Raw genomic sequence first — 17,815 nt, 5'->3', positions numbered from 1 at the left:
TCTAGGAGGTGTTTCAGATGAAAATTGCCACCGTGTTGGGCGCCAGACCGCAGTTTATCAAGGCTGCCCCCGTCTCGCGCGTCTTGCGAAAACAATATACCGAAGTGCTGATCCATACCGGGCAACACTATGATCCAAATATGTCGGCCATTTTTTTTGAGGAGTTGAACATTCCGACGCCTGACTACTATCTTGGGGTAGGCTCAGGCAGCCATGGAAAGCAAACAGGGGAAATGCTCATCAAAATTGAGGAAATCGTTCTGAAGGAAAAACCGGATTATGTGCTCGTCTATGGCGATACCAACTCGACGCTCGCGGGCGCTCTTGTCGCGGCGAAGCTCCATATTCCCGTCATCCATGTCGAAGCCGGACTGCGCAGCTTCAACAAGCAGATGCCGGAAGAAATCAACCGCATTATGACCGATCATGTCTCCGAGCTCTTATTTTGCCCAACGGAGACAGCCGTGGAAAATTTACGCAAAGAAAACATTACGCGAAACGTCTGGAATGTCGGCGACGTCATGTATGACGCCATTTTGTACAACAAAGAGCTCGCACAGCGCCAATCGACGATTTTGGCTGATTTGTCGCTGGCGGAACAATCCTACTACTTGATCACCATTCACCGAGCGGAAAATACCGATGACCCCGACAAATTGAAAGCCATTTTGGCTGCCTTTGCGGACATCGACGGCACGAAAGTGTGGCCGATTCATCCGCGGACACGGCATAAGCTGGAAGAATACGGGTTGGACGTCTCAACGATCCCCGGGCTTCGGCTGATCGATCCGGTCGGTTATTTGGACATGCTGAGGCTGGAGAGCGGCGCGAAAAAAATCATCACCGATTCAGGCGGCGTGCAAAAGGAAGCCTATTTCCTGCGCGTGCCTTGCGTAACGGTGCGCGAACAAACTGAATGGGTGGAAACGCTCGAAGGGGGAGCGAACATCTTAACCGGCACGGACCGCGAGAAGATCGTCGCGGCGGTTCACAAGGAAGTCGCCCCCGTTTATGCGGACGTCTTTGGCGATGGGCATGCGGCGGAGAAAATCGTGGCGGCGATCGGGCAGCGATAAGGGTGCGTCGGCATGTTGGACGTGTTGATCTGGTTGATCGTTTTTGTCGCCTCCACCTTGATGTTTCGCTATGCAGCGGGGACGCTTTCATTGACGGCGCCTAACCTAGTGTCGATTGTGTACTATTACTCGTTTCTTCTGTCGAGCTTCATTGGCGCGTTGCTGATCGCATTGGGAATGGATCATTACTACATGATTCGCAAGTTGTTTCGGCCCGAAGAATACCGACAGATTGGGTTTTTCGTCGTCAGCTTCGTTATGATTGTGTTCCCGCTGTCGATGGTGGTCGTTTCAAGGCTGTTCGGATTTGAAGCTAGGCAGGAGTTTCGCGCTTATATGCGCAAGCCGCTTTCCCCGTTGACCGGAGCGACAGGCAATCAAGTGTTTTATTCGTTTTTGGCCCTGTCCCTGCTCAGTTTTGCCGCCATTGCGTACATGATTTGGAAAACGCCGACGATTCCAGTGTTTGCGCTATTTACTGGGACAGACGAAAGCTTGGCGGCGTTGCGCATTGAGGCATCGCGTCATTTTGCCGGAAATGTGCTGTTCCGCAATATTTTTGCCATTACGCTTACGCCGCTGTTATCATTGGCCGCCTATTTGTTTGCCGTGCTCACAAACGAATGGCGGTGGAAGTTGTTGTTTCTTGGCCTGTTCGTCGGAGCGGTATTCGTCAATGTGTATGATTTGGCGAAGTCACCGATTTTCTTTTATGTAATGATGTTTTTGCTCCTGCGCATTTATGTGGGAAAAACAAAGCTATCGGCGGCGAAACTAGCGCTCTACGGTGGGGTCGGGGCGCTCGTGCTCATCGGCATGTACATGGTCATCCAAGGGGTGCGGGACATTGACACGTTTTTGTCTTATAATAAAGGTCCTATTGGCCGTATGATTTTCGCTCAAATCGCGCCGACGTTTCTTCATTTGAACATGTTCGGCGAAGCGCTGCCGTTTCTTTATGGAAAAAGCCTTCCATCATTTTTGACCAACTTGTTTGATGTTGAGAATGTTCGCTCCGCTCGCCTCGTGATGGCGCACGTATTCCCGGAGCGGATCGAAGACGGGACAGGAGGAGTGCTCAACACGCTTTTTGTCGCTGAGGCGTATGCGAACTTCGGCTATGTGGGAATCGTCGTCGGCACGCTCTATGTCGGCGTTGTGACGCAGCTGTTGTACATTGGGTTTCTACGTCTTCCGAAAAATCCTTTGTTTTTAAGTTTGTTCGTTTATTTTTCCATTAACATCCCCCGCACCCTTGTCGGTGGGTTCACCGATTTTTTGTTCAATCCGACCTGGGTGCTGATCGTGGCGTTGTTTGGCGGCATGGCGCTATGGCTGCGGGTGCAGGGGGACTTACGGGCATGGTTTGCAGCGAAAAGGCGAATCACGGATGAGGGATGAATGATGAAAACCGTATTGATTTATTACCCGTTTTCACTCGCCGCGGAACGAAACAGCGGGTCCAAGCTGCGGCCGTATGAAATGCATCAGGCGTTTTTGCGTTGGGGAGCGAAGGAGGGAGTGGACGTTCTTCTGATCGCTGGCACGTCCGCCGAGCGGGAAAAGCAATTTCAAGAGCTCCGCAGCCAAGGCAAGCTCGATGATGTCTGGTTTTGCTATATGGAAAACCAGACGATTCCGCTTTGGCTCACTGATCCAGGACACCGGCCGCAGCGTCCGTTCGTCGATCGGGATGTGCTCCGCTACCTGAAAGGCCGCAACGTTCCCATTGGCGTCTTTTACCGCGACGTCTATTGGAAGTTCCCTGATTTGTATCCGCTCCGCGGTTGGAAAAAAGCGGCCATGCAAATGATATACCGTTGGGAAGAACGGTTTTATGAGCGGTACTGCGATGTCATCTTTTTGCCGAGCCTCGAAATGGGAACATACGTCGCGATCCGCCGCCCGATGGTCGATTTGCCGCCGGGTGGGAAGCAAAAGCCGTTTCAGCGGTCCGGGACGGCAAAACAGCCGCTGAATGCCATTTATGTCGGCGGCATCAACAATGCCGACTACGGGCTTCCGCTCCTGCTTGAGGCGATTCGCCTGGCCAACCGCCGTGAGCCGCTTGTTTCGCTCACCGTCGTCTGCCGAAAAGACGAGTACGAGCGGCAGCCGCTTGCGGTGAAAGAAGAGCTTGCCGCCTTGCAAGTGCGCGTCGAGCACGTCAGCGGCGAAGCGCTCGACCGTTTGTATGCGGAGATGGATTTCGCCTTCATCCCGCGGCGGCGGAGCGAGTACAATGATTTTTCCGTTCCCGTCAAACTGGTCGACTATCTGTCGAGCGGCCTGCCGATTGTTGCCACCGCTTGTTCGGCGCAAAAGCGATTGATTGAAGCGGATGGGTATGGCGTCATTTGCGACGACAACCCGTCGTCGATGGCAGAAGCGATCGCCAAGATGGCGGACATGCTCGAGGAGTGCCGCTTGCGCATTGCGCGGACGTTTATGGCGAAACATTCATGGGAAGCGAGAGTGGAAAAGGTGAAAGAAACGTTGGTGGGGGGCCTCCGATGAAAGTCGCCTTATTGGCTCCAAGCAAATCGATCCATACGCATAAGTGGGCCCGCTTTTACCAAACGCAAGGCATCGACGTGAAAGTCGTGACGTTTAAAGATCATTACGGGCCGGAGCAAGCGAAAGAAGTCGAGACAGTCGTGCTGCCGAAATGGCTGCCGGGGAAGTTGTCGTATTTTTCCACTGTCTTTGCGCTAAAGCGCCTGCTCGCTTCGTTTCAACCAGATATTTTGCACGCTCATTATGCCTCCAGCTACGGGTTGATCGGGGCGCTTGCGGGGTATCATCCGTTTTACGTCTCTGTCTGGGGACGCGACGTGTATCAGTTTCCGAATGCCAATCGCTGGAACCGACGGATGCTTGAATATACATTGCAGCGAGCGGATGTCATTTGTTCGACAAGTCATGTGATGGCGAAAGAAACCGGAAAGTATACGGACAAACCGATCGAGGTGACGCCGTTTGGGGTGGATGTCGCCCGCTTCAAACCATTGCCGAAACAGCCGAAACGGACCGTGACGATCGGCACAGTGAAAGCTCTTTCGGACAAGTACGGGATCGCTGATTTGATTCGAGCGTTTGCCGTTGTGCACGAGCGGCATCCACAAACGGAGCTGTTGATCGTCGGCGATGGGCCGCAGCGAAGTGAATACGAGGAGCTGTGCGCCCGCCTCGGCATCCAATCCGTGACGACGTTTGTCGGCAAAGTTCCGAACGAACAAGTGCCACTGTACATCAATCAAATGGATATTTTCGCCGTGCCTTCGACGGAAGACAGCGAAAGTTTTGGCGTTGCCGCCGTCGAGGCGATGGCGTGCGGCGTTCCCGTTGTCGTCTCCAACGTCGGTGGATTGCCGGAAGTCGTCCGTGAGGGAACAACGGGGTTGATTGTGCCGAAAAACAGTCCGGAAAAGCTAGCGGAGGCGTTCGAACGGCTGTTGCTTGATGAGAGGCTGCGGCAACGAATGGGGGAAAACGGCGTCAACCATGTTCATGAACATTACGATTGGACGGAAAATGCGATGCGCATGATCCGATTGTATGAACAAACGTTGAAAGGCGGTGGAGGGAGTCGATGAGGAACAAAGCCGTCATATCAGCCGCCGCGGTTGGTGCTCGTTTGTTGCCGAAAGCGGCGGCTAGGACGCGAAGCCGGCGGCTTTACGTTGGCAAGCTCGTGATGGCCGTTGGCTTACGGCAACGACTATACATCCAAGGACAGCGGAACGATGCCAGGGGGGCGTTGCCCTTTTTCCACGCCTCGTTTGCGCTCACCTCTTGGCGCTCGAAATGGAACGTTTGTTTGCGATTTTGGGGGAAAGTGGTGTGGAGCGGACGATGAGGATCATTTACCTATGCCAACACTTCCCACCGGAAACGGGCGCACCGCAAATTCGTGTGTATGAGGTGAGCAAAGAGCTGATCAAACGGGGGCATCAAGTGGAAGTGCTCACGGCATTCCCGCATCATCCGCACGGCGTCATCCCGGAGCCATACCGCGGCCTGTTTTATTTGTTTGAACAATGGGACGGCATTCCCGTTCATCGGACATGGATTTATCCGTCGCCAAAGGGGAGCTTTTGGAAGCGACTCGCTTCGTATTTTTCATTTACGTTCAGCTCGTTTTATTCATTGCTTGTGAAAGCGAAGCCGACGGATGTGATCATTTGCAATTCCCCGCCGTTGTTTTTAGGGATCACCGGGTACGTGGGCGCGAAGTTGAAACGGGCGAAGTTTGTTTTCAACGTCGCTGACATTTGGCCGGAATCGGCCGTTGAGCTCGGCATTTTGAAAAATCGGCTGTTCATCCGAATGGCGAGATGGCTCGAGCTGTTTTTATACCGGAAGGCTTGGAAAATCGCTGCCGCGACAGAAGGCATTCGCGATTATATGATTGAACAAGGAAAGGCGCCCGAGGATGTCTTTTTATTGCCGAACGGCGTCAACACGGATGTGTTTCGCCCGCTGCCGAAAAACAAAGAGTTGCTTGCGGAATTAGGGCTCGAAGGAAAAGTGGTGTTTACGTACGCCGGAACGATGGGATACGCCCAAGGGCTCGATTCGGTGTTGCGGGCGGCGGCCATCGTCAAAGCAAAAGATGAACGGGCGCATTTCCTGTTTGTCGGCGACGGCCAAGAGCGAGAAAAGTTGATGGCGTTAAAAGAAGAGCTTGGCCTTGACAACGTGACGTTTTACGGATCCGTTCCGGTTGAGAAGATGCCAGCGATTTTCTCCATCACCGATTACAGCATCGTTTCGTTGCGCAATATCGATTTGTTTAAAGGAGCAAGGCCGTCGAAAATTTTCCCGGCGATCGCCACCGGAACCCCGGTGCTGTATTGCGGCGAAGGGGAGAGCGCAGAGATTTTAGAAACATACCATTGCGGAAAAATCGCTCCTCCAGAAAATCCTGAACAGATCGCTGCCGCGGTTCTCGAGTTGCTTTGCCTTCCGAGCGAGGAATACGAAAAGATGGCGGAAAATGGGCGCAAGTTGGCGGTGGAGCAATATTCTTGGAAGCGAATTGTTGATGATTTGCTTCACGCCCTTAGCGATGAAACAAATCGCGAATCCGTTTGGCCGGCAGAACAATAAAAAAGGAAAGGGCGTCAGCTTATAAGCAGGATGCCCTTTCTTTTCTTTTAGGGGAAAAGTGGCTATGTTTCCATTTGGATAGATGCAACGAAGACGTGGAACAGATTCTTGACGGAAAAGCGGTTGGTCCATGTTCGACTGTCGAAAGCAAGCCAAGGCGTGACGGAAGATCGAACAACCGCCTGCTTCACAGACTCCTCGATGGGCCTGGAAGCGGCGTGGTTCGGTCGCTCGACAGTCGATCCCATCCTCGGTAAAAGCTGCAAATGGGAAAGCTTCAAACATGGCCTCTATATGGAATGATCGTTTTCTTTATCCAATGGCCATGCGATCACTCGAACGAGACTTCCGCCCCACGGAAGTAATGCTCTAAAATTTGCTCTGCCGTCCATCCGCGCTCGGCGAATGCTTTTGCTCCGTATTGGCTCATGCCGATCCGGTGCCCCCATCCTTTTCCAGTGACAGTGATCGAGCTAACCCCTGACGGCGAGGCGGAAAGCGGCACGATGCCATCCGTTGTTTGCACCTTGATTCCTTCGACGCCGGCGAGCGAAACGGTTCCGCTCCCTGTTTGGACGGAGTAAGATGACAAGGAAGAGGCGGCGATGTTGCCGCTGGCCGTTTGAATCGACACGGATGGTCCGCTTTTTTGCACTTGAATGTCAAACCAGTTGGACGGCAAGATGCCGTAAAATTGATTGCCGTCTAGCGGGAACAGTTTACGGATGGTCGTCTCATTGCCTTTCACCGTTTTTTCGCCTACCGAGGTTTCAATCGTGACGGCACCCACTTCTCCGTTCGCGCCGGTTTTGGCAATCGAAACGTCGTATAAAACGACTGATGGATCGGTGAACCCGAACGAACGCAACAGCACAGCTGGGGAGAAGGTGAATGACCATCGGCTGTATGGCGATGATTCATACGGGTCATCGACGCTCGCTAAATATGGGTAGGCGGTTTGCGACGAGTTCCAGACGTCGCTTACATTGGCGGTTCTGCCGCCGCTTGTCGAGTGGTAATACGTTTCAATGACACTGCCATTATATTTCAGATACAATCCTCTTGTCGCATCCACTGCCGCGTTCGATCGTGGAGATTCTCCATCATATCCTTTATACGTCTGTGTGTTTGGATTGGTCGTCAAACTTGTTTTATGTTTATAGGCATAGTTTCGGGCCGCAATGGCTTGCGCCTTCAGCGCTTCGAGCGGCCAAGAGGCAGGCATCTCGCTCGGTACGACTCCTTTTAAATAATCTTCCATATCTAAAATATTGACAGCATACAAGACGTTGCTTTGCAAGCGAATGTCGACGCTGCCGCGATAACGGGTTTGATTCACTTTCACCAGCGACAACGGCGCAGCGCCGATCGTTTCTTGAATGGTAAATCCCGTGCTTGAAAAATCCGTTTTTCCGTTGTACGTGACAAACACGGTCGAAGAGGAAGACCGGAATGTCAGGCTTGTCCCGCTTGGCAGCGGGGTGATCGTCAACGTCTCTTTATTGACGATTTGATAGTTTCCTTCGACGGCGACTGTCACCGATGTCCCTTTATATACAAGGACTTGCACGGGATTGTTGTACGTTTTCACCCCAGCGGCGTTCGAAGCGGAAGGAGAGATGATGAGCAAAAACAGGCCGACGGCCAACCACGCCAATTTTTTCACCGTCTACTTCACCTCACCAAATTCAGCGGCCATCCAACCCCGACGCCCATCAGACAGTTGCACGTTGTACCATTTCTCCCCTTTGCTGTTGGTAAACGGCTGAATATAGACCATCACTGTTCCCTTTGGAACGGTCGCAATAATCGGATAAGAAGTCGTCGCTCCTTTTCGAATATTGACTGCGGCTGTGGCGATGACATGCTTGGTGCTGTCGCTGCTGACGGCGGATGTCGAGACATCGCCGGAATAAATCCAACCTTTCGACGAAGAGGAGAGAACGATGTTGTACCACAATCCTTGGGAAGTAAGGTGCGCCCCGACTACTTGCAGTGAAGATCCTGCCTGTTTATAAGTGATGACGCGGTAGCTCGTTGACGCTCCGCTGCGGATGGCCGCATTGTTTTTCACTACATAGACGACAGAAGGTAAAGACGGCGAAGCGGGCTTGCTGGCAAGTTGTTGTTGAAGTTGTTGAATTTGTTGTTGTTGGGCGGTCAGTTGCGTTTTCAAGTTGGCAATGTCGTTTTTCATTGGGTTGAGCTGGGAAGTCACCCAGTCGACGCTCGCTAACACGACTTCTTCCGATGCTTTCATCGCTGATGGCGTAAACAAGAGAGCGCCTGCCGTCATTCCGACCGCCAGGCTGGCAGCAACGGCCCATTTGGATTTTCGTTTCATCATGTTCATCTCCCCCGTTTTTGGATATGGCAAAGAAAGGAGAATAATAGCTTTCCTAACGAAAAGGCCGGTGAGCCCCAACGGATTCGCTCGGTTCATGAGAAATCGCGGGGAATGACAATGCGATGCTGTCATGTTCCTCGGTTTGACGAACTCCGTTGTAAAGGTTTTCCATCCATTGCATTACCGGCCTTCTCATGCTATTATTCTCCGAATACGAACAAACTAGAATTGACTGAAATACTCTTCCAATCCTTCGCGAATGCCGACGGCCGCTTTTTGGCGGAACGCTTTCGTTTTGAGCAGCGCCTCCTCATTTGGATTGGAGAGGAAGGCGAGCTCAACAAGAATACTTGGCAGCTCGTTTTTTCGGTTGACGTAATAGTCTTGCGTTTTATGGCCGCGGTCGTACGTTCCGAGCTGTTGGACAAGATGTTTTTGCACAATGGCGGCCAACTGTTGGCTTTTTGGCCCATTGAAGTTGCTCGATACGTTGTAGTACGTTGTCGTTCCGCGAGATGTCCGCGAGTACGAGTCAGCGTGAATGCTGATGAAGGCGTCGTAATCGGAACTGTTGGCGATCCATGTCCGTTCAGACAGCTCCAAAAAGATGTCGGTGCTCCGCGTCAATTTGACGATGGCCCCGGCCCGTTCCAATTCTTCTTTTAGCAATAAGGCGGTGTCGAGAGTAATATCTTTTTCCCGCGTGCCGCCAGGACCGATCGCTCCCGTGTCGTGCGCTCCATGTCCTGCGTCAATGATGATTTTTTTGCCTTTGAGCCCGGTCTCGAGAATTTTCAGCGTCAATCGGTCGCTGTAATGGCGAAGGGTGAATGTGTACCCCGGTTCAAAGGTGATGAGCAGGCTGCTGCCGGTCCATTCCACGGTTTGTATGCCGGGAATATCGGTCGACGGGACTTCAGCGTAGGAAAACGAGCCGGTGATTTTCAGACGATTGCCCGGCAACAACGAATAGGAGACGCGGAAATTGGAAGTTTTTCTCCATATCAAATAGGCATCTTCGTTGATGGTGGAAAACGTTGGTTCAACGAGACTATTTAAGGCGACGGTAGAGGTGCTCGATTCCTCAACCCATCCGCGGACGCCATTGGATGTTTCGACATTCAGCCACCCATGATATTCGTACAGGACAGCAAGCCGCTCGTTCGCTGCCAACGCCTTCAACGATTGATAGTTCGAAGATGCACCTCGTCGTAACGGAGTGTTGGCCTGTTTGACGTATACGTAGGATGGGGCTTTTACTTCAAACGCCGGCATCCATCCCGTTTTTCCCGATGCAGAGGTGACTTGCACCCAGTCGAACGGAGACGCGTCTGTCGTCTTCAAAACCGTGACCATTCTGTTTTTCGCAATCCGCTCGATGACTGCGGCGCTCAACGAAGGTTCGGCAAACAGCGCCGCATTAGCGGTTGTCACCTGTTTTTGCATCCCTTCGCTGGCTGGTGGGGAAAGGTAGGACTTGGTTACGACCGTCTCGTGCACCCAGCCGAGCGTTTTTCCATTGAGGGACACTTTGTACCAAAGCGCTCCCGACGCATCTTTGGCGCTTGACAGGCTGTTCAGTTTGGTTCCCTTTTTCAGTTGGGTGACGACTTTTGCTTTTAAAGATGGAGCTTGCCGCACATTGGCGACCGACACGCTGACCGTCAGCGGCTGGCCTGAGATGCTGGACGTATCCGAGACACCGCTTGGAACCGAAATGGTTGATGACATCGACAACACTTTTTCCGACACCCATCCTCGGACATGTCCGAGATCAACGCGGTACCAAAGCTCCTGACCATGTGTGACGAACAAATCGATCACCTTGACAGATTGACCGCGTGACACTGTGGCGACGGCGCGGTAATGGACGCTCGCCCCGCGGCGAACCGGGGAGGACTGCACAACGTTCATGAATGCCGGCAAAAGTGTCGGAAGCTGTTCCGGTATGTAGATCTGTTCCGTTTTTACCCATCCTTTGACTCCCGCCCATTCCACACGCACATACTGTTCCCCGAGCGAATTGGTGAACTCGGCAATGATGGAGACGACATCGCCGTTAGACAGTGTTTTCACGATTGGATAGTAAGGGGATGCCCCCTTGCGCATCGCAATGTCGTTAGCGGCGATGACTGCCCGCTTTCCGACGAGCATAGAAGGCGGTTGGTTGGAAAAGCTGTCGGCCCGCGCCCAGCCGGCGACGCCTCCGTATTCGATGCGGTACCACGTTTCACCATAGGCATTTTGAAACTCATTAATGACTTTCACTTGTTGGCCAGCGGGAATCGAACCAACGGCTCGATATGAATCCGTCGCTCCTCTTCTCAGCAACGAGTCTTGTTTGGCGAACATCACGGTAGGAAAAGCAGAAGAGACGCGCGCTTCAGAAAAGCTGTCGGCCCGCGCCCAGCCGGTGACGCCTCCGTACTCGATGCGGTACCACGTTTCGCCAGCAGCATTTTGGAACTTGTCGATGATCTTCACTTGTTGGCCAGCCGGAATCGATCCGACGACTTGATATGAATCGGTCGCTCCCCTCCTTAGCAAAGAGTTCTGCTCAGCGACCATAAGGGGCGATGAGGATGGACTCCCATCTGCAGCCAAGGCGGCTGACGGCCATAGTGGGCAAGTCGCCAACAAGACGGAAAGAAGCGTTTTTTTCAAGGATTCGATCCCCCCTTTTTTCTCAAGTTTGCGTTTTCTATACTATCATAGCGAATTTTGCCGTTTTATCCAACCCGAATTCAGTCCTATTATGAGGAAAAATGAAATGTTTTGTTGAAAAAGGGAGAATGAGAGGACGATGACGGTTGCGGAAGACGAGAAAGCTCATATGTGTGTGGCGGTCAAAATAGGAAAAAAGGTGCCCGGTTGTGGTCTTTTGGGCACCTTTTCTTACAGACTATTAATTTTCGCTTTGCGCCGACGGCGAATCGTTGCGTGTGAGGGAGGCGTTGGACGTCTCAAGCGCTTGCCGAAGCGTTTCATTGATTGAGCTGACCGATTGCTCGTCAGGGATGTAGTAGTACACGCCGTTGATCGTTTCGTCGTATCCTTTCAAATGTAAATTTTCTACATCCGCGTTCTTCATTTTTTGATAGACATAGATGAACGACAACAAATCGGACGGAGGGATGTTCGTCCGCACGTGATCCCCTAAATCGGCGATGACGTCATCCAGCTTCGGCAGCGAGGTGATGGACGTGCTTTTGTCAATAATGGCACGAATGACTTGTTTTTGCCGCTCGTTTCGGCCAAAGTCGCCGCGGGGGTCGGATTTTCTCATGCGCACATAGGCGAGCGCTTCATTGCCGTTCAACTCTTGTTTGCCTTTATGGAACGTATGCCATTTGAGCGAACCTGTCAGTTGGGCTTTGAATGTGAACGGAACATCCACCGTGACGCCGCCTAACGAATCGACAATTTTTTCGAACCCTTCAAAATCAGTCGTCACGTAATAGTCGATCGGTACATCGATCAGCTCATTGACGGCTTCAATTGTCGATTGAATGCCTCCATGACTGTAGGAGTGGGTGATTTTGTCTTTCCGCCCTTCGCTCGGGATGTAAACGCGCGTGTCGCGCGGAATGCTTAACAAATACACTTTGTTCGTTTTCGGATTGACGGTCAACAACATGACGACATCAGACCGTCCCTCCTCGTCGTGGTACTGGTTTTCGACCCCAACCAACAGCACGGTAAACGGATCTTTGTGCATTTCGATATTCTTCGGCGGCTTACCTGATGGATCGAGAGCTTGATAAATTTTGCTTGACGCTTGTTTCGTCTCGGAATAAATATTGTAGCCAAAAGCGCCGACGCCCCCGAGCAAAAGAAAAAACACGAGCAAAAAGAATCGGCGGAGCCGCTTTTTTTTCTTCCGCTTTTTCATCGTTTTTCTTGTATGATTCATCGTTTAACCCTTCTTTCCTTTACGGTGTCGTTTTAGGAAGACGGAAGCAGCCGCTCGGCATACTCCATCGCTCCCGCCTGAATGTCCGCCCTTCCGTTTGTCAGTTCGGTCATCCACTCGCCGAACGAAGACTGACCGTCCTCGGGAACGAGAACGTCAAAGGTGACGCGATCGGCATAGTGGATATTTTTCACCGCATATACGGAAGAGCGCAGTTCATTTTCCACTTTCCCGAGCCATGGATAGTCGATCGTGACATGCATGACGCGCATGAGCCGACGCTCGACGATGCCGGCAGCATTCAGGCCTTCGGAGACGGCGCGGCTGTAAGCGCGCACCAACCCGCCTGCGCCGAGCTTGATGCCGCCGAAGTAGCGGGTGACAACGGCGACGGTGTCTTTCACCCCTTTTTTCTTCAGCACTTCAAGCATGGGCACCCCTGCAGTGCCGCTCGGCTCGCCGTCATCGTTCGCTTTTTGGATTTGATCATGCTCGCCGATCAAATAGGCGGAGCAGTTGTGGGTCGCGTCCCAATGTTTTTTCTTGATCTGTTGAATAAAGGCGACAGCCTCTTCTTCCGTTTCAGCGCGATTGACATAGCAAATAAACCGTGACTTTTCGATCACGATTTCGTGTTCGCCATATCCTTTGACCGTGTAATATGTTTGCAACAAAGCAAAACACCTCAACATACAAAAAACGCGAAAACGGTTTAATGTTGTTTATTTTTTTTTGCATGAATGGCTAGCGCTCGATTCTAATTATGGTAAACTGAAAATAAAAGAGCAATAGATAGGGCATGCTTTTATTATTATAAATCGACAACTTTTTTCCTTCAAACAAATTTTGCTGGCGCCCATGCGTACCGTTTGGCAGCGCTGTTGGAGGTTGGCAAATGGCTGAGGCAAAACAATGGGACGTGAAGCAGTTAGATCGGATTGTCGAAAAAATGATCGACACCGTTCAACATAGCAAAGACGAAATTTTCCGCATCGGGGAGCAGTCGCGTCAAGAGCATGACCATCTGCTTCGCGAACTCGAGGAGGTGAAGCGGCTGACAGTGCAGGCGATCGAAGAAGCGGATCAGCTGGAAATGGAAGCGCGTCAGGCGCGCCGCCGCCTGTCGGAAGTGAGCCAAAACTTTTCCACCCACTCGGAGCAAGATATTCGCGAGGCGTATGAACAGGCGCACGAGCTGCATATGAAACTGGCGATGGTGCGCGAGCGGGAGAAACAGTTGCGGCTGCGCCGCGACGAGCTCGAGCGGAGATTGGCGAGTCTGGTGCAAATTATCGAACGCGCCGATTATTTGGTTGGACAGATTACCGTCGTGCTCCACTACTTAAACAGCGATTTCCGCCAAGTCGGCGAGCTCATTGAAGGAGCGAAGCAAAAGCAGGAATTTGGGTTGAAAATCATTGAAGCCCAAGAAGAAGAGCGTCGTCGGCTGTCGCGGGAAATCCATGACGGCCCTGCGCAGCTGCTCGCTCATGTCCTTCTTCGGTCTGATTTGGTCGAAAAGGTGATCAAAGAGCGAGGGACAGAGGCGGCGATCGCCGAAATTCGCGATTTTCGCAAAATGGTGCGCTCGGCTTTGTCCGAAGTGCGCCGCATCATTTACGATTTGCGGCCGATGGCGCTTGATGATTTAGGATTGGTTCCGACTCTAAAAAAATACTTGCAAACGACCGAAGAATATAATAAAGGAGTCCATATTTCCTTTGTACATATCGGCGAAGAAATTCGGCTGCCGTCGCGGATGGAGGCGGCTGTGTTTCGGCTTGTCCAAGAGTCGGTGCAAAACGCTTTGAAGCACGCCGAAGCGCACCATATCGACGTCAAAATGGAAGTGACGTGCCATCATCTGCTTGTCAGCGTCAAAGACGATGGCAAAGGGTTTGATCCATCGGTGAAAAAAGAAAATACGTTCGGCTTGATCGGAATGCGGGAGCGGGTGGAGCTACTCGGCGGCGCGCTGGCCATCCGCTCAAAGATTGGCCACGGAACGACCGTGTTCATTCGCGTTCCGCTCGACCGCTCGACTGACGAAACGAACAAGGAGGAGAGGAAACGATGAAAACACGCATCGCGATTATCGACGATCACCAGCTGTTTCGTGAGGGCATCAAGCGCATTTTGGAGTTTGAGGGCGATTTTGAAGTCGTAGCGGAAGGAAGCGACGGCAGCGAAGCGCTTTCGATCGTCGAAACATACCGCCCAGATTTGGTGCTGATGGACATTAACATGCCGGACATCAACGGCGTTGAAGCGACGAAACAGCTGATTGAAGCTTACCCTGATACGAAAGTGGTTGTGTTGTCGATTCATGACGATGAAAACTATGTCATGCGCGCCTTGCAGACGGGAGCAACGGGGTATTTGTTGAAGGAGATGGATGCAGATACACTGATTGAAGCGGTGAGAATCGTCGCCGAAGGTGGGTCATATTTGCATCCAAAAGTGACGCACAACTTGATTCGCGAATACCGTCGCCTGGCGACGGAAAAAGGCGGCGCAGCGGTCAAGCAGGAGGTGCGCCGTCCGCTCCATTTGTTGACGCGGCGCGAGTGCGAAGTGCTGCAGCTTTTAGCTGACGGCAAAAGCAACCGCGCCATCGGCGAGGCGCTGTACATTAGCGAGAAAACGGTGAAAAACCACGTCAGCAGCATCTTGCAAAAATTAAATGTCAACGACCGGACGCAAGCCGTTGTGGTAGCGATCAAAAACGGCTGGGTTGAGGTGCGCTGACCGTTAGGAGTTTCCTTATCGTAACCCCCTTAGCTGATCTTGGGAGAGTTTCCGTACTGCCTCTGTTTGGCATGTCTTTTGTTGCAACGGCCGTGCGGCGTTGAACTGCCTCGAGAAGCGACCGGGCTCCTTCCACTTTTCGTAGTGGGTGTGTCTCTTTTTTGGTATAATGGAAGAAAATCCGAAATCAGGAAGGAAGGACGTTCGTGAAAACGGCAATTGTCACCGATAGCACCGCCTATTTGCCGAAAGAGGTGCGCGAGAGGCTTGGCATTCGCCTCATTCCGCTCAGCGTCATTTTCGGAAATGAGACGTATCGCGAAGAGATGGATATGACGGCTGATGAATTTTTTGTCAAAATCAAGCAGCATCCGACGTTGCCGACGACGTCTCAACCGTCGGTCGGTGAATTCGTTGACTTGTTCACCGCCATTCGTGAGGAAGGGTACGACGCTGTCATCAGCATCCACCTCTCAAGCGGCATCAGCGGCACGTACCAAGGGGCGGTTACGGCGGGGACGATGGTCGAAGGATTGAGCGTTTACGCCTACGACTCGGAAATCAGCTGCATGGCACAAGGGTTTTACGCCATTGAAGCTGCCGAGATGGCGCAGGCGGGGAAAACGCCGGACGAGATCCTCGCCCGCCTCGATGAAATGAAGCGAACGTTGCGCGCTTATTTTATGGTCGACGACTTGTCCCACCTGCAGCGCGGCGGACGGCTGACCGGGGCGCAGGCGTTCATCGGCGGCCTCTTGCAAATCAAGCCGCTTCTTCGCTTTGAAAACAAAGTGATTGTGCCATTTGAAAAAATCCGCACGCGCAAAAAGGCGGTCAAACGAATCGAAGAACTGTTCGCCGAAGATGCGGACAAAGGCGTGCCGCTCAAAGCCGCCATCATCCATGCCAACCAGCCGGATGAGGCGAGCCGCTGGCGCGACGAGCTGTCCGCCCGCTATCCGCACGTCGAGTTTTGGATCAGCTATTTCGGCCCGGTCATCGCCACCCACGTCGGCGAAGGGGCGCTCGGGTTGACGTGGTATCAGCCGTAGGCCGGGGCCGCCAATCGCCGCCTCGAGGCTTGATAGCCGGGCGCAAGGCGGAACGGTCCACTCCGCCTTGCGCCGCGGCGAATTTGTTGTCTAGTTTTGGCTGTCTCGTCGATCAAGATGGTTTAGTCTTTCCTATTTGGCTTTCATGGAACGAAATGATCGGAATGAGTCTTTAGCAATGTGGATCTTATTCATATGGAATTTTTCCTGTTCCTCGTCCAGCTTCGCTGCACCGCCATTTCGTGAGCCGCTCTCCTTCGGCTGTATTCTCCATAACCGCTCGCAGCTGACGAATTCATCCGTGACAAACATAAGAGCGAGAAAGCCTATTCCTTTAAGTGTGTGGAATGTCAAATTCGTCAGCTGCATCTTCTTCTTCTCTCTCCGCTTTATGAAACGGACCGGAGATGTGGGGCTGGCCGAACTTGTCGAACGGTTTTCCTTTCCTGAAAAATGTGTCGCTATTTCCCTGGGAATGTTGTCGAAACACGTTGTCGATCGACTCGATGACTCTCCGTGGATTTTTGATGTTGTCGGATTTCGCTTTATCCTTTTCTTTCGAAGGTCGATAGATAGGTTGTGAAAAAGGCGGTCCAACCACATCTTGACTCCATTGGGAAGCCCTTTTTGCCTCCACTTTCTTTGCCGATCGAAGGCTGCCGTTTTTTGCTTCCTCCCCATCTTTTCATCATTTTGTTAGAAGGGCGGTGATTTGCTAGCACAACCGCTTTCTCGCTTCGTTTTTCAACTAGAAAAACCTTGTAGCGTCGTTCCTTCTTTTCACACATTCAACTCATCGATCAAGGGGAACAGCGGTTTTCCACCCGCCTTTTAGGGAAAAACATCGTCAGCTCCGCTCTTTCTCCATAACACTGGCTCATTGATGCGCTCAAAACCTTTCACCCTGGGGGGGAGCGCGTTTTTACCGCATCACTGAGCCACCCGCTCTTTTTGGCTCCCAGCTCGGGAACATGCTTTTCTTGAATTTCAAAAGGAGTGATGCTCATTGTACATTCTCCCATCTTCCGTTGCTTCGCCGCTCGTTTCCTGGCTGAACGGCCAGCGTCTCCCGCGGGAGCAGCTGCCGTTTCCCGATGAAGAAATCGCCGCCGCTGTCCAGACGGGTTTGCTTCACGAACAGCCCGGGCTCATCAAAACAGCGCGCGCCTGGCGCTGCGTCCGTTGCGGAAATGACGCTCCCCATCTTTTTGCCGCGTTTCCGTGCGCCCGCTGCGGATCGGATTGCACGTATTGCCGCAAGTGCTTGGTGATGGGGCGCATCATCACTTGCACCCGCCTTGTTCATGCGGCCTTGCCTCTTCCTTCTAGCCGTTATGAATCGCCGCTCGCTTGGGACGGGGAATTGTCCGCCGCCCAAGAGGAGGCCGCGCAGGCTGTCCGCCAGGCGGTGCTTGACCGAAGCGAGCTGATCGTTTGGGCGGTATGCGGGGCAGGAAACGAATACATAAGTTAATCGTTAAAAATTCCACTCTATTTCAATATCCTCGCCATGAATATAGATTCTTCGAATCAACTTCTGCACAATTGCCTGCCGAGTTGAAAAGTC

16 protein-coding genes are annotated in these 17,815 nt (G+C 52.4%); 10 read left to right on the top strand and 6 right to left on the bottom strand.

Translation table 11 applies throughout. The annotated features are described in order from the left end of the window. Window positions 1-17 precede the first annotated feature (17 nt). Genes wecB through ETC05_RS16450 form a run of 6 tightly spaced genes read left to right on the top strand, consistent with a single transcriptional unit; the run spans window position 18 to window position 6,188 of the window. The gene (gene wecB, locus ETC05_RS16475; protein ID WP_031406965.1) at window positions 18-1,076 is read left to right on the top strand and encodes a non-hydrolyzing UDP-N-acetylglucosamine 2-epimerase; all 1,059 of its coding nucleotides are present in this window, start codon (window positions 18-20) and stop codon (window positions 1,074-1,076) included. A gap of 12 nt (window positions 1,077-1,088) precedes the next feature. Beyond that, the gene (locus ETC05_RS16470; RefSeq protein ID WP_171661482.1) at window positions 1,089-2,477 is read left to right on the top strand and encodes an O-antigen polymerase; all 1,389 of its coding nucleotides are present in this window, start codon (window positions 1,089-1,091) and stop codon (window positions 2,475-2,477) included. After that, window positions 2,478-3,593 (top strand): glycosyltransferase, encoded by a 1,116-nt coding sequence (locus tag ETC05_RS16465; RefSeq protein ID WP_171661481.1) that lies wholly within the window; start codon window positions 2,478-2,480, stop codon window positions 3,591-3,593. Continuing rightward, window positions 3,590-4,672 carry a glycosyltransferase gene (locus ETC05_RS16460; RefSeq protein WP_171661480.1) on the top strand — a complete coding sequence of 361 codons (1,083 nt, stop codon included), beginning with the start codon at window positions 3,590-3,592 and terminating at the stop codon, window positions 4,670-4,672. The genes ETC05_RS16465 and ETC05_RS16460 overlap by 4 nt, the downstream gene beginning before the upstream one ends. Beyond that, window positions 4,669-4,935 carry a hypothetical protein gene (locus ETC05_RS16455; protein WP_171661479.1) on the top strand — a complete coding sequence of 89 codons (267 nt, stop codon included), beginning with the start codon at window positions 4,669-4,671 and terminating at the stop codon, window positions 4,933-4,935. Before ETC05_RS16460 ends, ETC05_RS16455 begins: the two co-directional genes overlap by 4 nt. After that, on the top strand, window positions 4,932-6,188 hold the full coding sequence (locus tag ETC05_RS16450) for a glycosyltransferase family 4 protein (protein WP_031406975.1): 1,257 nt from the start codon (window positions 4,932-4,934) through the stop codon (window positions 6,186-6,188). The genes ETC05_RS16455 and ETC05_RS16450 overlap by 4 nt, the downstream gene beginning before the upstream one ends. A 331-nt stretch (window positions 6,189-6,519) precedes the next feature. Here the strand turns inward: ETC05_RS16450 and ETC05_RS16445 are convergent, their stop codons facing one another. The 5 genes from ETC05_RS16445 to ETC05_RS16425 all read right to left on the bottom strand — a co-directional run bounded on the left by ETC05_RS16445 (window position 6,520) and on the right by ETC05_RS16425 (window position 13,122). Next, window positions 6,520-7,854: a SpoIID/LytB domain-containing protein gene (locus ETC05_RS16445; protein ID WP_171661478.1), complete on the bottom strand. Its 1,335-nt coding sequence runs from the start codon at window positions 7,852-7,854 to the stop codon at window positions 6,520-6,522. A gap of 3 nt (window positions 7,855-7,857) precedes the next feature. After that, entirely contained in the window at window positions 7,858-8,535 is a 678-nt protein-coding gene (locus ETC05_RS16440) for an SH3 domain-containing protein (RefSeq protein ID WP_171661477.1), read from the bottom strand. A gap of 222 nt (window positions 8,536-8,757) precedes the next feature. Continuing rightward, window positions 8,758-11,199: an SH3 domain-containing protein gene (locus ETC05_RS16435; protein ID WP_171661476.1), complete on the bottom strand. Its 2,442-nt coding sequence runs from the start codon at window positions 11,197-11,199 to the stop codon at window positions 8,758-8,760. A 241-nt stretch (window positions 11,200-11,440) separates the two neighbouring features. Beyond that, window positions 11,441-12,448: an LCP family protein gene (locus tag ETC05_RS16430; protein WP_171661475.1), complete on the bottom strand. Its 1,008-nt coding sequence runs from the start codon at window positions 12,446-12,448 to the stop codon at window positions 11,441-11,443. A gap of 32 nt (window positions 12,449-12,480) precedes the next feature. After that, a complete protein-coding gene (locus ETC05_RS16425; RefSeq protein WP_031406982.1) occupies window positions 12,481-13,122 on the bottom strand; it encodes a YigZ family protein in 642 nt (213 codons plus the stop codon). 221 nt (window positions 13,123-13,343) lie between these two features. Here ETC05_RS16425 and ETC05_RS16420 point away from each other — a divergent pair, with 221 nt between their 5' ends. The 3 genes from ETC05_RS16420 to ETC05_RS16410 all read left to right on the top strand — a co-directional run bounded on the left by ETC05_RS16420 (window position 13,344) and on the right by ETC05_RS16410 (window position 16,248). Next, window positions 13,344-14,525, top strand: coding sequence for a sensor histidine kinase (locus ETC05_RS16420; RefSeq protein WP_171661474.1), 1,182 nt, complete (start codon window positions 13,344-13,346; stop codon window positions 14,523-14,525). Continuing rightward, window positions 14,522-15,196, top strand: coding sequence for a response regulator (locus ETC05_RS16415; protein WP_171661473.1), 675 nt, complete (start codon window positions 14,522-14,524; stop codon window positions 15,194-15,196). The genes ETC05_RS16420 and ETC05_RS16415 overlap by 4 nt, the downstream gene beginning before the upstream one ends. A gap of 206 nt (window positions 15,197-15,402) precedes the next feature. Beyond that, window positions 15,403-16,248: a DegV family protein gene (locus ETC05_RS16410; protein WP_031406988.1), complete on the top strand. Its 846-nt coding sequence runs from the start codon at window positions 15,403-15,405 to the stop codon at window positions 16,246-16,248. Between the two features lie 132 nt (window positions 16,249-16,380). Here the strand turns inward: ETC05_RS16410 and ETC05_RS17950 are convergent, their stop codons facing one another. Next, entirely contained in the window at window positions 16,381-16,617 is a 237-nt protein-coding gene (locus tag ETC05_RS17950) for a hypothetical protein (protein WP_253264041.1), read from the bottom strand. Between the two features lie 637 nt (window positions 16,618-17,254). Between ETC05_RS17950 and ETC05_RS16400 the strand changes: the two genes are divergently transcribed. Further along, a complete protein-coding gene (locus tag ETC05_RS16400; protein ID WP_253264040.1) occupies window positions 17,255-17,722 on the top strand; it encodes a hypothetical protein in 468 nt (155 codons plus the stop codon). The last annotated feature ends 93 nt before the right edge of the window (window positions 17,723-17,815 follow it).

Origin of the sequence: Geobacillus sp. BMUD, assembly GCF_013096845.1 — a bacterium.
In the GTDB taxonomy this organism is placed as follows: Bacteria; Bacillota; Bacilli; order Bacillales; family Anoxybacillaceae; genus Geobacillus; species Geobacillus vulcani.
This window is presented reverse-complemented; position numbering and strand designations above follow the sequence as displayed.

Coding starts and splice junctions, on each gene's coding strand:
- wecB (WP_031406965.1), top strand. CDS start 18: ATGAAAATTGCCACCGTGTTGGGCGCCAGACCGCAGTTTATCAAGGCT.
- ETC05_RS16470 (WP_171661482.1), top strand. CDS start 1,089: ATGTTGGACGTGTTGATCTGGTTGATCGTTTTTGTCGCCTCCACCTTG.
- ETC05_RS16465 (WP_171661481.1), top strand. CDS start 2,478: ATGATGAAAACCGTATTGATTTATTACCCGTTTTCACTCGCCGCGGAA.
- ETC05_RS16460 (WP_171661480.1), top strand. CDS start 3,590: ATGAAAGTCGCCTTATTGGCTCCAAGCAAATCGATCCATACGCATAAG.
- ETC05_RS16455 (WP_171661479.1), top strand. CDS start 4,669: ATGAGGAACAAAGCCGTCATATCAGCCGCCGCGGTTGGTGCTCGTTTG.
- ETC05_RS16450 (WP_031406975.1), top strand. CDS start 4,932: ATGAGGATCATTTACCTATGCCAACACTTCCCACCGGAAACGGGCGCA.
- ETC05_RS16440 (WP_171661477.1), bottom strand. CDS start 8,535: ATGATGAAACGAAAATCCAAATGGGCCGTTGCTGCCAGCCTGGCGGTC.
- ETC05_RS16430 (WP_171661475.1), bottom strand. CDS start 12,448: ATGAATCATACAAGAAAAACGATGAAAAAGCGGAAGAAAAAAAAGCGG.
- ETC05_RS16420 (WP_171661474.1), top strand. CDS start 13,344: ATGGCTGAGGCAAAACAATGGGACGTGAAGCAGTTAGATCGGATTGTC.
- ETC05_RS16415 (WP_171661473.1), top strand. CDS start 14,522: ATGAAAACACGCATCGCGATTATCGACGATCACCAGCTGTTTCGTGAG.
- ETC05_RS17950 (WP_253264041.1), bottom strand. CDS start 16,617: ATGCAGCTGACGAATTTGACATTCCACACACTTAAAGGAATAGGCTTT.